Source organism: Alicyclobacillus vulcanalis (genome assembly GCF_900156755.1).
Taxonomy (GTDB): Bacteria; Bacillota; Bacilli; order Alicyclobacillales; family Alicyclobacillaceae; genus Alicyclobacillus; species Alicyclobacillus vulcanalis.
In genome coordinates, this window is the sequence record NZ_FTOO01000011.1 from 50295 (window position 1) to 64561 (window position 14267).

Consider the following 14267-nt stretch of genomic DNA (forward strand, 5'->3'; position numbering starts at 1 on the left):
TCGATGGAGGTGGGCCGTTTGGTCCGACGATGGATTGCCATCGCTCTAGGGACGGTCGTCGCGCTTGTCGTGGTGATTGCGGTTGGATTTTATCTCGCGGTCCGGCTCACGCCCTTTAACGCGAGCGTGTTGGAGCAATCGCATCAACCGACGGTCGTGTACGCCGCCGATGGGACGAAGCTCCTGACGCTCGGCTCGCCGAACACCGACTTGACCTACAACCAGATTCCGAAAAACATTCAGGACGCGATCGTCGCGACCGAAGATCATACCTTCTGGACCAATCAGACGGGCATCGACATCAAGTCCATCTTCCGCGCGCTGTTCGTGGACGTCTCGTCGGGCAGCCTCGCACAGGGCGCGAGCACCATCCCCGAGCAGCTCGCCAAGATGGTCTATCTGACGGATGAGAAGACGTTCGGGCGCAAGTTCAAGCAGATCATCTTGGGCTTGCAGATTGAGCGGAACTTTACCAAGCAGGAGATCCTCGCGATGTACCTGAACCGCATCCCCATGGGGGAGAGCGCGGTCGGGATCGAGCAGGGAGCCCTGCGCTACTTTGGAATTGACCTCAAGACGGAGCCGAACAAGTTGACGCTCGCGGATGCGGCGCTTTTGGCTGGACTGCCGCAGGCGCCATCGGCGTACGATCCGCTCGTTCATCCGCAGGCTGCGATTCAGCGCCGCAACCAGGTGCTTGAGAATATGGTGCACTACGGCTACATCACGCAGGCTCAGGCGGACGCGGCGGAAAAGCAGCCGCTCGGCGTGTCGTTTCACTCGTTCCCGGGTGACGGTTGGAACACGCAGCCGCTTTTGACGAACTTCCTGCTCGACTACCTGAATCGGCACGGCATCCCGCCGCAGGAGGTCATGCAGGGCGGTTTGAAGATTTACACGACCATTGCGCCGAACGTGCAGAACGCCATCAACGAGGTGTTCTGGAGCGGCAAATACGACTCCGACTTCCCCGGCCCGACGACGGGCACGGTGGTCGAGGGCGCGGCCGTCTTCGTGGATCCCAAGACCGGCGCCATCCTCGGTGCGGCGGGATCGCGCAGGCAGGGCTATGTCCCGCTTGGGCTCGATCGCGTCTATCAGGCGAGCTCGCCGGGATCGTCCATCAAGCCGATCATGGACTACGCGCCGGCGCTCGCGACGGGGAAGTGGACGTACACGTCGATTCTCGACAACCAGCCGCAGGATTTCGGCGGGGGCTATATCCCTCAAAACTGGGATCCGAACGCACCGCCGAAGGTGACGCTCCAGTACGCGCTCGAGTGGTCGCAGAACGTGGCGTCTGTCTGGCTGCTCTCGCAGATCGGGATCGACACGGGGGCCAACTTTGCCAAGGCGGACGGCATCCCGCTCACGCAGAAGGACTACGAACACCTGGGCATTGCCATCGGCGGGCTGGAAAACGGCGTGACGCCGATGGAGATGGCGGCGGCCTACACGCCGTTCGACAACAACGGGATTCGGTCGCAACCGTACTTGATCACGAAGATCGTCAACAGCCAGGGCGGCATCATCTACCACGAGGGCCCGCAGCAGACGCAGGTGATGACGCCGCAGGTGGCGCTCGACATGACGCGGCTGATGCAGGACGTCGTGGACTACGGCACGGGGCAGAACGCGAAGCTGCCGGGCTGGGGTGTCGCGGGCAAGACGGGCACCGTGCAGTACAGCGCGGGCCTTGTGAGCAACCACCCGAACTGGGTGCGCGACGGCTGGTTTGATGGCTACACGCCCAACCTGGTCGGCAGCATTCACATCGGGTACGACGTCTCGTCGCCGGAGCACCACATGACGATGTCGCCGGTCGATCCGTCCGCCAACGCGGCGCAGATTTTCCACGACATCATCGCCTTGGCCCTGGCCAACGAGACGCCGGAGCAGTTCTCGGTGGGGCCCTACCCGTATATCACGGGGACCGCGCAGGGCGTGAACTACGTCAATCAGATGAACGGCGGGCAGACCAACACAAACCCGACCAACAGCATCACCAACCTGTCGGCGACGTACGATCGCAACACCAACACGGTCACCCTGTCGTGGTCGGGCAGCTTCTCGCAGCCGGTGACGTACGTGGTGACGCGGGTGTCGACGAACGGCGCGGATGAGACCGTGCCGGTCGGCCAGACGACCGCAGAGACCATCACGGACACGTCGGTTCAACCGAACGAGACCTATATCTACACGGTGCAGGCGACGAGCCAGGCGACGGGCCAGGCCGTGGGCAAGCCGGCGTCGGTGACCGTGACGACGGGCGCTTCCCCGCCCAATCCGGCGAACCCAAACAACAGCACGCCGCCGGGCAATGGGCTGAACAACACCGTCCCGGGAAACGGATCGGGCGGCCTCGGGAACCAGAGCCTTGGCAACACCGCCACGGGCAACACGACCACAGGCGCGGGTAACGAGCCGGGAAACACGACCAACACGACACCGGCCAACACCACGCCGACGTCGACGCCGCCCGGGGCCGCCAACCCGCAGTCGAAGTCGCAGGTGGTCTCGTCAGGCAAAGGCGGATCGAGCGGAGGCAATGGAGATGTGAGCGGCTCGGCCAACAACGGCGCCGAAGCCAATGCGGCGAATACGCCCTGAAGACCATGGGGCTGGTCCGATGCCATGTGGATGGCGGACCGGCCCTTTTGCTTTTGCTGCGCTCACAACTTCGACCCATGGACGAAATCTGCGCGGATGATTTATAGTGGGAACTGTGATTGATGGAGCCTGTATCCATCCGCTGCGCAAGATCCGCGGAGAAAGGAGTGGTGCATTGTGAAACTGGTGCTTTTGAGCGGTGGATCGGGCAAGCGATTGTGGCCCATGTCGAACGACGTTCGGTCCAAGCAGTTCCTGCGCATTCTTCCCCGCCCGGATGGGAACGGGCTCGAGTCCATGCTCCAGCGCGTCTGGCGGCAGATCGGCGAGGCTGGCCTCGCGGCGGACGACGTGTTCGTCTGCGCGTCCAAGCCGCAGGTCGAAGTGATTCACGCGCAGATCGGCGAGATCGACGTGATTGAGGAGCCCGCGCGGCGCGACACGTTCGCGGCCATCGCCCTCTCCACGCTATATCTCGTCGACGTGTGTGGCGCGGATTGGGAAGAGCCCGTGGTGGTCTGTCCCGTCGATCATTTCGTGGACGATCACTACTTCCGCGAGATTCAAAAGCTCGGGCCCATGCTGCGGCGCGAAGGGGCCGACATGGCCCTGATGGGCGTGTGGCCGACGGAGCCCACCAGCAAATTCGGCTACATCGTGCCGGAGGCCCCGGCTGAGGGCGACTGCTTCCGGGTCAAGCAGTTCGTCGAGAAGCCGGAGCGCGCCGTCGCCGAGGAGCTCATCCGCCAAGGGGCGCTGTGGAACTGCGGCGTGTTCTGCTTCCTGCCGCGCACGCTCGTGGGCATTCTGCGGGAACGCGGTCTGCCGACCACCTACGAGGAAGCGCGCCGAGGCTTCGATCAGTTCCCCAAGCGCAGTTTTGACTACGAAGTCGTCGAAAAGCTCGCGGCCATCGTGGCGCACCCGTACCGCGGCATGTGGTCCGATCTCGGCACGTGGTCGTCCCTCGCCGAGCAGATGCAGAGCGAGGCCGTGGGCCGCGCCATCCTGTCTCGGTGTGAGGATACGCACGTGGTGAATGAACTCGGGCTGCCCGTGGTGGCACTCGGGCTGAAGCAGGCCATCGTCGTGGCGACGCCGGATGGGATTCTCGCCGCGGACAAGGAGCTGGCGGCGGGGCTCAAAGACGTCGTGGCGCCGCTCGACAACCGGCCGATGTATGAAGAGCGCCGCTGGGGCCGGTATCGCGTGATCGACTACCAGTTGCTCGACGACGAGACGGAGGTCCTGACGAAGTGCGTGGAGCTCCTTCCGGGGCGCAATCTCAGCTACCACCGGCACAAGTGGCGCGAAGAGATCTGGACCATCATCGAGGGCGAAGGCGAGATCGTCGTCGATGACCGGTGGCAAAAAGTCGCTGCGGGTGACATCGTGCGCGCGCCACAGGGGGTGTGGCACGCCATTCGCACGGAAAGCGGCATGCAGTTCGTCGAGGTCCAGCGCGGGCGGGGCCTCGTCGAAGAGGACATTGAGCGGAAGTATCTCACTTGGGACGAACTCGCGGCGGTGCTGCCCGGCATCCCGCGTTAACGCCACGCGCCCCATCACGCCGTGAGAAACGGTTGAATCGAACTGGCGAGATGCACCACGTCGCTGAAACGGTATTGGACGTGGGCGATCTCGCCCTTTTTTACGTAGAGGAGTGCGGGCACGCTTTCGACTTTCCAGGTCTGCATCGCGGCCGGTGCAAGATTCGCATCGAGCTCGTAAAGCGGCAGCGCGCCCTGATGAGCGGCATCGACCACCTCGAGCATCTTCCGCGCAAGTTGACATGTGCCGCAAAGCGGCGTGTGGATGAACACAAGCGCGCGCTCCGGCAACGTGCGAATGTCCTCGGGGGAGGTGCCCGGGTAAGGTCTGAACATGACGGGGTCCGTCTCCTTTCCGGTGTCGACTTGGCGAAGGCCCTGGACATTCGCCCGCACCATCGTCTTCATCCCGCATTCTATGGCAATGTGCCGAACGGCACAAACCTGTCGAGGAGGGAACGCGAATGTACGGTGTGTTCGGTGGCTACACGCGTTGGGCAGTGGTGTTTCTGATCATCTTCGTGCTCTTCTTCCTGCTCGTTCCCGCGTACACGTGCTCGACGACCACGACCTGCACGCCTGTGGCGTGAGCATGCGTCTCGTCCGTAGCGCCGCCCCCGCCGCTGGAGGCGGCCCTTTTTCTACATAGGTGGAACCAGGCGCGAGTGGAACTGGCCGAGCCCTTTGGGCCCCGTCCGTATGGGGACGAGGGCCATCCGCATAGACTGCCCACAAAGGGGTGTTGAGGAGAAGCCGGGGCAAAGGCGAAGACGTACCGCCGGATCGAGGATCAAGCTGGATCTGCCGATGGAGCGCGGGTCGTGCTATGATGAACTTGAGCCGACGAAGTCACCTTCGCGGCGCGGCCGCGGCCGCGCCCGATGACGGAAGGAAGTTGAGCGACATGCGGACGCACGCGACTTCGCGAAAAGTCATCATTGTCGAAGGCAAGACGGACAAGTCGAGGATTCTGAAGGTGCTGCGCGAAGAGGTGGATGTGGTGTGCACGCAGGGCACACTCAGCTACGAGCAGGTGGAAAACGACATCGTTCCGCTGCAGCACGACGAGGTGTACATCTTGGTGGACGCGGACGCGGCAGGCAATCGCTTGCGGAAGCAGCTGAAGCGCGAACTGCCAAACGCGATTGACCTGTACACGCGCAAGTCGTATCGCGAGGTCGCCCGTACGCCGCTTGAACACCTGGCGAAGATCCTTGCGGACGCTCACTTTGAAATTGACGAACAGTGGCTGCAGGTGCGCCCGCCCCGGCGGGAACGGCTGCCCAAAACGGTTCATGGCTGAAAGAGAAGGCCGGTCGCCGCGAACGAGGCGACCGGCCTGTTCGTTCATTCCCCGTCCTGCTTGGTGATGATCTCGGGGCCATGCTCGGTGATGATGAGCGTGTGCTCATATTGGGCGCTGAGGCTGCCATCGGCCGTTCGGGCCGTCCAGCCGTCGGGATCGAGCTTGGTTTCGTAGGTGCCCACGTTCACCATGGGCTCGACCGTGAACGCCATGCCTTTTCGAATCTTCGGCCCGCGATGCGGGGGGCCAAAATGAAGCACGTCTGGACTTTCGTGCATCTGACGCCCGATGCCGTGCCCGATGTAGTCGCGGACCACGGAGAACCCCTCGGCCTCGACGAAGGTCTGGATGGCGTGCCCGATGTCGGAGATGTGGTTGTCCGGCACGGCTTGTTCAATGCCGATGTACATCGCGCGCCGCGTCACGTCGAGCAACTTGCGCGCGGTCTCGCTAATTTCGCCGACCGCGTAGCTCCAAGCCGAATCCGCGTGCAGCCCCTTGTGCACCACCACCATATCCACCGTGACGATGTCGCCCTCTTGCAGGACGTACTCGCTCGGGAACCCGTGGCAGATGACGTCGTTGACCGACGTGCACGACGCGAAGGGGTAGCCTTTGTAGCCCTTTTGGGCAGGCTCCATGCGGTGACGGAGGATGAAGTCCTCCACAAACTGGTCGATGTCCAACGTGCGGATGCCGGGCCGAATGAAGCTGCGCAGCGCCTCGTGACAGCCTGCGACGACCTTTCCGGCTTCGCGCATCAGGTTTTGCTCGTGCCGGCTTTTCAGTGTGATGACACCTTGCATCGTGAGAACCTCTCCGTTCGCTGTCTCGACGCGCGATCAGGGGAAATTACAGCCCCGTGGTGGGCGCGTAGATGTGATCCGTCGTGATGAAAATGACACCGATGACGACGCCCAGGACGAAGTACGCGATCATCTTGGCGCGCGACATCGGCTTTGCGCCGGGGCGTATCTTCATCAAATAGGTGAAGGCCACACCGATGAACAGGATGAAGATAGCTTCCAACAGGTGATGCACGTCGGTCCGCCCTTTCCGGTGACATATCCCTATCATTGTGCCATAAACGAGGGTGAAATGCACAACAGGTCGAAGTCTCCTGTGCCAGATGGAAGGAAGTGTGTGATTTTGGCTTGGGTATGTGGTGTGGATGTGGGCGGGATGGAGTCCCTGAGTTACGTGGCGTGGTTGGACATCGAGAAACGCAAGTTCGTGCTCGATCACTACGTTCCGTTGTCCGGCTCTCCTCCAGTGCTTCTGCCGCCTGTCCCGAAAGATCTCATCGCAAATGGCTGCGTGGCGGCCTACGGATTGGATTGTCCACAGGGGCTGCCGAAACTCGGATCTCGTCACCAGCGCCGGGATTGCGATAGGGAGGCAAATACCCCGACACGAAAGCTCCCTGAGCATCTCTCGGACCCGTACACCGGGCCGTACGCGTCCCTGATTCAGGTGGGTGTGCAACTGTTTGCAGCGGCGGTCTCGAGCGGGCATGCGCAACTCTATGGGGACGGCCGGCAATCCCACGGCGCCAAACCCATCATCTTCGAAACCTATCCTCGCAAGGTCCTCAAAGATCATTTTGCACTTGGTTCGATCCCGTCGAAGCGAAAGGAGCCGCACGCGTACGTGGATAAGGTTTGGAAGGCGTTAAAGGACTCCGGCTACACGTGCTGCGGCGTGCTGCGCCCGACCGTCGATCAGGTCGATGCCATGGTCTGCGCCGTCGTGGCGGAACACGTGCTCCAAAAATCCGTTCGGGAACTCGGGGAACCGCCCATCTGGGACGCGAAGGACCGGATTTTCCGGGAAGGGTATATTGTGGTGCCTGGCTAAGACGCAGAGACCATCGAACAACAGAAAGGCTGGCCCCGCCACGGCGTGCGGGCCAGCCTCGGACGCTCCCGTTTCAGTGCATTACTCGCGCCGGAAGCTCGTCGGGATGAACAGGTCGATGATGCCGATGACGAGCGCGGCCAACAGCGCGCCGAGGACGCTCACGTGCATGCCGTGCACGAAGATCTGCGCGACGTAGATGACCACCGCGCTCGCGATGAACCCGATGATGCCTCTCCCATAGGGCGAGATGCGTTGGCCGAACAGGGCTTCCATCGCCAGGCCCAAGAGCGTGATGACGATGGCGGCAAAGACGGCTCGCCAGAAGCCGTGGATGTAAAAGCCGTGAACGAGGTGGCTGACGAGCAACAGCACCAGTGCGGACACGACGAAGCGGACAATGTGACCGATGATACGCATGACCATTCCCCCCTTGTCGACCTAGTCTACCGCAGATGTCTGCGTTTGGAAAGGGGCAATGGCAAAACGATCCGTAGTACAATGAGGGACGAGGTGGTTGTGCGCGTGGTGATTGGATTGGGCAATGACCTGGTCGAGATCGAGCGGATTCGCGCGGCCATCGCGCGCCGGGGGAACGCGTTTTTGGCGCGCGTGCTCTCCGCAGAGGAGTTGGGCCGCGCGCGCGCGATGTCTGATTCGGCCAGGCTGGCGGAGTTTGTCGCGGGTCGATTTGCCGCCAAGGAGGCCATCGCCAAGGCAGCAGGCTGCGGCCTGGCGCGCCTGTCGATGCCGCACGTCTCGGTTCGCGTGGGAGATGCGGGCTTGGGCGTCACCTGGGAGCCGGCTTCCGCCCTGTGGGAGCGCTTTGGCCCGCCCGGTGTCGGCCCCATTCGCCTTCACCTCGCGCTCACGCATGCGGCGGGACTGGCCCTGGCCACGGCGGTGATCGAAGAGCGGTGACCTCGCGATGGCCGTATCGCCGCCGCGCCCGACCGCTTGTCAGCGTTGTACATACTTCGTGGACACGGCTCATATCCATATACCAATCCTCGGGGAGGGCACTCTGTGTATCTCGTCACGAGTGATGAAATGCGGCGTTTCGATCACGACACCATCCAGAACCTGGGCGTCCCTGCGATCGTCCTGATGGATCACGCTGGCCGCGCCATCGCCGAGCACGTACGGGCGCTCCGCCCGCAGAGGGTCGTGGCGCTGTGCGGCAAGGGCATGAACGGCGGTGACGGCTGGGTGGCCGCGCGCTGGCTTCGCCACGCGGGCTTTGACGTGACGGTCATCTCATCCTGCCACCCTGCCGCCCTTCAAGGCGACGCGCGCACGGCGCAGCAGATGGCTGAGCGATTCGGCGTCACATGGAGCGTCTACGAGCCCGGGGCCATTCGCCAGGCGGCCGCGGCGGGCGATCTCAGCCGAGACGGCGTGTCGCCCACCGTGATCATCGACGCGCTGCTCGGTACCGGCGTCTCGCGCCCGGCTGAGGGCGTGATCGCACAGATGATTGAGGAAGCGAACGCGACGTCGGCGTACATCGTGAGCGCAGACCTTCCGTCCGGCGTCGACGCTTCGACGGGCGAGGTCCCGGGACCTGCCATCGTGGCGCACGAGACCATCGCGATGGCGGCGGAGAAGCTCGGCACCGCCGTGACGCCCGGCGCCATGCACGCCGGCCGCGTGCACGTGGCGGACGTCGGCATCCCGGTCGATCCGGCGCACGTCCGCGCCTGCTACGTGTCGCCCGCAGCCTTTGGCCGGCAATTCGGCTTCCGCGGCCCCATGAGCCACAAGGGCAGCTTCGGCAAGGTCGGCATCGCCCTCGGGCAGATGCCCGGCGCGAGTCGGCTGGCCTCCCTCGCGGCGCTGCGGGCGGGCGCGGGGCTCGTCGTCGTGGCCGGCTCGCGCGCAGAGGCGCAGCTGTTTGCGCCCGACGTCGTCGTGCGCGAGGGCAGCGATCCGGCGCAGCTTCTGCAGGATGTGGACGCCGTGATCGTCGGGCCGGGGCTTGGCATCCTGGGGCGCGAGGCGCGGACGTGGCTGTTCGATCTCGTGCGCGCGGGCGTGGCGCGCGGCGTGATCGACGCGGAGGCGCTGGCGGCCGTAGCGCACGCGGGGCAGTTTGACCCGGTGGACGGCGAGTTTGTGCTCACGCCTCATCCGAAGGAGGCGGCGCGCATGTTGGGCTGGGACGTTCGCCAGGTGCAGGCGCGGCGGGTGGAGGCGGCGAGGACACTTGCCGCGCGCAGCCGGGCGATTGCGCTCCTGAAGGGCCATCGGACGATCATCGCCCACCCCGCCGGCCGCGTGCGCGTGAATCCGACGGGCTCGAGCGCCTTGGCGGTGGCCGGCACGGGGGACGTGTTGGCGGGCGTCATTGGAGCGCTCATCGCGCAGGGCCTGGACGCCTTCGACGCGGCGGCCATTGGAGCTTGGCTGCACGGCAAGGCGGGGGAGTGCGCGGGGGAGGCGCTGACCGACGTCTCGGTGACGGCCTCGGACGTGATCGCGCGGCTGCCAGACGCCGTGCGCGCGTACCGCGCGGAGGTGGACGCCTCAGTGTGAGGATGGTGCGTGGCGGAGAAAGGCGAGGTGGCTATGCGAAAGCTAACAGCAGTCCTGTTGTCGCTCGCCCTCGCGGGTGGCGTCGTCGCTGGCTGCGGCATTCCCGGCACCACCAGTTCTGTGAGTCACAAGGTCCAAACGGAGGCGCAGGCGCTCGAGAACAAAAACTACCAGAGCGAGGCCATCATGACGGTGCAGATGGACAACAACGTCCAGAAGTACTTCGTGCGCGTCTCCTACGAATCGAAAGACACCTACAAGATTGAGCTTGGCAACGCCGACAAGCAGATCAATCAGGTCATCCTGCGCACGCCGAACGGCATGTTCATCGTCAGTCCGTCGCTCGGGAAGGTCTTCCGCTTCAACGGCAACTGGGCGCAGAACCAGGGGCAGATTTACTTGTACGATCAGCTCCTGCAGCGCATCGCATCTGACAAATCCGTGAAGGTGAGCCGCGAGAAAGACGGCTACGCCTTTGAGCTGCCCGTGACCCCGGCGAGCGACGTCGTGAGCAAGGAGCAGGTGGTCCTGTCCAAGGACCTCAAGCCGCAGTCGGTCACGCTGCTCGACAAAAACGGCAAGGCGGCGGTCGTGATCACGTATCAGTCGTTCACAACCGGCGTGGAGTTTCCGAAGAACGCCTTCGATCCGCAGACCATCGCGCAGGCCGGGCAGGCGGCCAAGCCGACGCTCGCATCCGATCACGCCTTTGACTACATCGAACCACCGGCCATGTACGGGACGAAGCTCACGGACCTCGCACAGCCCGACCCGGAGAGCATCATCATGCGTTACGAGGGCGGCGGCCATCACTACGTGTTGACGGAATCGGCGTTGTCCCCGGGTGCCGCGGGGCTGCCGAGCGCAGAACTCGTGGATTTGTACGGTGTCCCGGCGATTTACGACGAAGCCCCCGGCACGCACGTGGCCAACCTGACCTGGATGCAAAACGGGATCCAGTTCGATCTGACGTCCAACGATCTCTCGCTGCCCGAACTCGAAAACATCGCCGTATCCACGTTCGCCGAGGTTGGCAAGTGACACACACCTTTTCAGGCGCGCCATCTCAGAGGAGCCCGAGGCCTCTGGGTGGCGCGTTTGTGTTACACTCGGCACATGAGGTGACCCCATATGTACCGGCCACTGTTTGCCGTGATCGATCTCGCCCATCTATCCCACAATATCCAAGTTCTCAAACGCAAATTGCGCCCAGGCGCGACGCTCATGGTGGCGGTGAAGGCGGACGCGTACGGACACGGCGTCCGGCCGGTGGTCTCGCGGCTTGCCCGCGAGGGCGTGCGCGACGTGGCCGTGGCGTCTCTCGAGGAGGCGCTCGAAATTCGCGCCTTCGATCGCGACGTAAACATCCTCGTGCTCGGCGCGCTCACGTCGGACGCGTGCGTGGCGGCTGCCGAGGCGGGCGTCGAGATCGCCCTCACGCACCTGAGTCCCATTGGCGAGATCCCGCGCCTGCCGAAGCGCCTGCGCGTGCACCTGCCGCTCGACACGGGCATGAACCGGCTCGGCGTGAAGCGCGTGGAGGAGGCTGTGGCGCTGGCGCGAGCGGTCGCCCAACGCGAGGACATGGAGCTCGCGGGCGTGGGCACGCACCTGGCGGCCGCGGACGCGGTCCATCCATCTCACGCGGCGGCGCAGATCGAGCGCTTGGCCGCGTTTGTGCAGGCGCTCGAGGAGGCGGGCATCCGTCCGCCGCGCATCCATGCGGGCAACAGCGCGGCCCTGTTGCGCGACCCGGCGTGGCACTTCGACATGGTGCGCGTCGGGATCGCCGCGTACGGCTACTCCCCGGATCCGGCGGTCCTGCCGTCGCCGTGGCTGCGCCCGGTGATGAGCCTGTACGCGGGCGTTCTCCGCGTGGCCGAGGCCCGGCCGGGCGAAACGGTGGGGTACGGGGCGACCTTCGAGGTTGCGCGGCCCATGGCGGTTGCGACGGTCGCGGGCGGGTATGCGGATGGAGTTCCGCGGCACCTGTCGAACGCCGGGGAGGTGCTCATGCGGGGCGAGCTGAGGCCCGTGGTAGGGCGCGTGTGCATGGACCAGCTGATGGTCGATGTGACGGACCTCGACGTGAGGGCGGGCGACGTGGTGACGCTGTTTGGGTACGAGGCGCCCGACGCGTGGCGGGACGGTTGGTGGGGGCGCATTCCAGCGGGAGAGCGCATGGCGCGCGTGCAGGAATCGTATCGAATCGCGTCGAATCAAGGAGAGAGGCGCGTGTTGTCGCTTGACCGGCTGGCGGAGAGGGCGCAGACCATCCCGTATGAGATCTTGTGCCGCGTGCACCGTCGCGTGCCGCGCATCGTGTGTGACTAGGCGCCCGACGCGCTTCGACGCCTTTTGCGCCGCGCCTACGGTGCGGCTATAATGGCGGCATGGAAGCCATCTGGGACGTCGCCGCAAACAGTGGAGGTGCCGCGCTTGTCGAGTTCGAAATTCAACGCGTGGAATCAAGCCGCGGGTCGTGACTTGGGAGACAGACGCGCGCGTGACATCGTGCGTGAGGCGTTGCGTATGTATGTATCGAGGCAAGAGCCCGGAGATCTGCGGGAGACCATGCAGCGCGGGTATCAGGAGATGGCGCCTCTCAACCTGCGCATTGCGTGTGAGTCGTTTCTGGCCGAGCAGGAGGCCGGCAACACCGTGGAGCGTTTGGTGAGCGGGGTGTGAGCGATTGAACGTCAGGCGTGGGGACATCTTCTTTGCGGATCTGTCGCCCGTGGTGGGGTCTGAGCAAGGAGGATTTCGCCCCGTACTCGTGGTGCAAAACGACATCGGCAACCGCTTCAGCCCGACGGTCATTGTGGCGGCCATCACCGCGCAGATCCAGAAGGCCAAGTTGCCGACGCACGTGGAGATCAAGGCGGAGAAGTACGGTCTGGAGCGCGATTCCGTGATTCTGCTTGAGCAGTTGCGCACCATCGACAAGCAGCGCCTGACCGACAAAATCACGCATTTGGACGAGGAAGCCATGAAGCTCGTCAACGAGGGGCTGTTGATCAGCCTCGGACTCGTGGATTTCTGAAAATTTTTGTTCAGCATTCTTCGTAACCGCGGACGGATGGTTCATCCGTCTTTTTTCATGTGCACACGTGCAGAAGGAGTGTGGAAACCGATATGCCGCAACCGAAACCGTCCATGATCCGCCATCCCGAGGCCTATCCTTCCGGCGACGCGAAGATCGAGTGGGCCATGGCGCACATGCCGCTCCTTGGGGAAATCGAACGCAGGTTTTCGGAGGAGAAGCCGTTTTTGGGCAAGCGCATTTCGATGTGCCTTCACCTCGAGGCGAAGACGGCGCGGCTCGCCCTGGCCATTCAGGCGGGTGGCGCGGAAGTGGCCATCGCGGGGTCCAATCCCCTGTCCACGCAGGACGACGTCGCCGCAGCCCTGGCCCGGCGCGGCGTGCGCGTGTACGCGTGGCACGGCGCGACGCCGGAGGAGTACCGCAGCCACCTCGAGGCGGTGCTCGACTGGGAGCCGGAGGGCGTGATCGACGACGGGGCGGATCTCGCCACCCTGTTGCACCGGGAGCGGCCGGAACAGGCGGCGCGGGTCCGCGGGGGCTGCGAGGAGACGACGACGGGCATCCTGCGGCTTCGCGCCATGGCGCGCGAAGGGGTGCTGAAGTACCCGATGCTCGCCGTCAACGACGCAAGCTGCAAGCACCTGTTCGACAACCGATACGGCACGGGACAGAGCGTGTGGGACGGCTTCATGCGGACCACCAACCTGATGGTGGCGGGCAAGACCGTGGTCGTCGTGGGGTACGGTTGGTGCGGAAAGGGCGTGGCCATGCGCGCCCGCGGACTGGGCGCTCGGGTGGTGGTGTGTGAGGTCGATCCCGTCCGCGCGGTCGAGGCCGTGATGGAAGGGTTCAGCGTCATGCCCATCGTCGAGGCCGCGGCCATTGGCGACATCTTCATCGCGGTCACGGGCAACAAGGCGGTGATTTCCCGCGATGCGATGGAGCGGATGAAGGATGGCGCGATTCTCGGCAATGCAGGTCACTTTGACGTCGAGGTGGACAAGCAGGCGCTTGCCGATCTCGCCGTCGAGGTGCGGACGGCGCGGCCCAACGTGGACGAGTACAGGCTGGCGGACGGGCGCCGACTGTACCTCATCGCCGAAGGGCGCCTGGTCAATCTGGCGGCGGCGGACGGGCACCCCGTGGAAGTCATGGACATGACGTTCGCGCTTCAGGCGCTGGGTCTGCGCGAAGTCATGACGAAGTCGTACCCGCCCGGGTTGCACGCGATTCCGGCGCATATGGATGAAGAGGTGGCCCGCATGCGGCTTGCGACGTGGGGGATGGCCATCGATGAGTTGACGGAGGCGCAGCGGGCGTATTTGGCGAGTTGGAACGCCTGACGGCGGGCGGGGGAGGCGAG

16 protein-coding genes are annotated in these 14267 nt (G+C 64.3%); 12 read left to right on the forward strand and 4 right to left on the reverse strand.

Translation table 11 applies throughout. The features are described from left to right. The first annotated feature begins 9 nt into the window (after window positions 1-9). Together BW934_RS12130 and BW934_RS12135 are read left to right on the forward strand one after the other, a co-directional pair. Window positions 10-2610 (forward strand): penicillin-binding protein 1A, encoded by a 2601-nt coding sequence (locus BW934_RS12130; protein ID WP_234969788.1) that lies wholly within the window; start codon window positions 10-12, stop codon window positions 2608-2610. A 174-nt stretch (window positions 2611-2784) separates the two neighbouring features. After that, on the forward strand, window positions 2785-4161 hold the full coding sequence (locus BW934_RS12135) for a sugar phosphate nucleotidyltransferase (RefSeq protein ID WP_076348468.1): 1377 nt from the start codon (window positions 2785-2787) through the stop codon (window positions 4159-4161). A 14-nt stretch (window positions 4162-4175) separates the two neighbouring features. Here the strand turns inward: BW934_RS12135 and BW934_RS12140 are convergent, their stop codons facing one another. Then, complete coding sequence (locus tag BW934_RS12140; RefSeq protein WP_234969775.1) at window positions 4176-4559, reverse strand: thioredoxin family protein; 384 nt, start codon at window positions 4557-4559, stop codon at window positions 4176-4178. Between the two features lie 65 nt (window positions 4560-4624). Between BW934_RS12140 and BW934_RS15360 the strand changes: the two genes are divergently transcribed. Both BW934_RS15360 and BW934_RS12145 read left to right on the forward strand, forming a co-directional pair. Beyond that, complete coding sequence (locus BW934_RS15360) at window positions 4625-4750, forward strand: hypothetical protein (protein WP_008336326.1); 126 nt, start codon at window positions 4625-4627, stop codon at window positions 4748-4750. Between the two features lie 314 nt (window positions 4751-5064). Further along, window positions 5065-5463 (forward strand): toprim domain-containing protein, encoded by a 399-nt coding sequence (locus tag BW934_RS12145; protein WP_206831797.1) that lies wholly within the window; start codon window positions 5065-5067, stop codon window positions 5461-5463. 44 nt (window positions 5464-5507) lie between these two features. Here BW934_RS12145 and map read toward each other — a convergent pair whose 3' ends face one another. Then, on the reverse strand, window positions 5508-6272 hold the full coding sequence (gene map / locus BW934_RS12150; protein ID WP_076348472.1) for a type I methionyl aminopeptidase: 765 nt from the start codon (window positions 6270-6272) through the stop codon (window positions 5508-5510). A 46-nt stretch (window positions 6273-6318) separates the two neighbouring features. Continuing rightward, complete coding sequence (locus BW934_RS12155) at window positions 6319-6507, reverse strand: hypothetical protein (RefSeq protein ID WP_076348474.1); 189 nt, start codon at window positions 6505-6507, stop codon at window positions 6319-6321. Window positions 6508-6648: 141 nt separating this feature from the next. On the opposite strand from BW934_RS12155, the gene BW934_RS12160 reads away from it, so the two are divergent. Continuing rightward, window positions 6649-7323: a DUF429 domain-containing protein gene (locus tag BW934_RS12160; RefSeq protein WP_076348476.1), complete on the forward strand. Its 675-nt coding sequence runs from the start codon at window positions 6649-6651 to the stop codon at window positions 7321-7323. 81 nt (window positions 7324-7404) lie between these two features. On the opposite strand, the gene BW934_RS12165 is transcribed toward BW934_RS12160, so the two are convergent. Beyond that, the gene (locus tag BW934_RS12165) at window positions 7405-7743 is read right to left on the reverse strand and encodes a phage holin family protein (protein WP_076348478.1); all 339 of its coding nucleotides are present in this window, start codon (window positions 7741-7743) and stop codon (window positions 7405-7407) included. A gap of 105 nt (window positions 7744-7848) precedes the next feature. Between BW934_RS12165 and acpS the strand changes: the two genes are divergently transcribed. The 7 genes from acpS (at window position 7849) to BW934_RS12200 (ending at window position 14247) form a co-directional block, all read left to right on the forward strand. Beyond that, window positions 7849-8244 carry a holo-ACP synthase gene (acpS, locus tag BW934_RS12170; RefSeq protein WP_076348580.1) on the forward strand — a complete coding sequence of 132 codons (396 nt, stop codon included), beginning with the start codon at window positions 7849-7851 and terminating at the stop codon, window positions 8242-8244. 105 nt (window positions 8245-8349) lie between these two features. Then, on the forward strand, window positions 8350-9858 hold the full coding sequence (locus tag BW934_RS12175) for a bifunctional ADP-dependent NAD(P)H-hydrate dehydratase/NAD(P)H-hydrate epimerase (protein WP_076348480.1): 1509 nt from the start codon (window positions 8350-8352) through the stop codon (window positions 9856-9858). A gap of 33 nt (window positions 9859-9891) precedes the next feature. Next, the gene (locus BW934_RS12180; RefSeq protein WP_234969776.1) at window positions 9892-10899 is read left to right on the forward strand and encodes a LolA family protein; all 1008 of its coding nucleotides are present in this window, start codon (window positions 9892-9894) and stop codon (window positions 10897-10899) included. 90 nt (window positions 10900-10989) lie between these two features. Further along, complete coding sequence (gene alr / locus BW934_RS12185) at window positions 10990-12192, forward strand: alanine racemase (RefSeq protein ID WP_076348484.1); 1203 nt, start codon at window positions 10990-10992, stop codon at window positions 12190-12192. Window positions 12193-12390: 198 nt separating this feature from the next. Next, window positions 12391-12546, forward strand: a complete 156-nt coding sequence (locus BW934_RS15245) for a hypothetical protein (protein WP_234969778.1) — start codon at window positions 12391-12393, stop codon at window positions 12544-12546. Between the two features lie 4 nt (window positions 12547-12550). Then, window positions 12551-12901 (forward strand): type II toxin-antitoxin system PemK/MazF family toxin, encoded by a 351-nt coding sequence (locus tag BW934_RS12195; RefSeq protein ID WP_067850581.1) that lies wholly within the window; start codon window positions 12551-12553, stop codon window positions 12899-12901. A gap of 92 nt (window positions 12902-12993) precedes the next feature. Beyond that, a complete protein-coding gene (locus BW934_RS12200; protein WP_076348488.1) occupies window positions 12994-14247 on the forward strand; it encodes an adenosylhomocysteinase in 1254 nt (417 codons plus the stop codon). The last annotated feature ends 20 nt before the right edge of the window (window positions 14248-14267 follow it).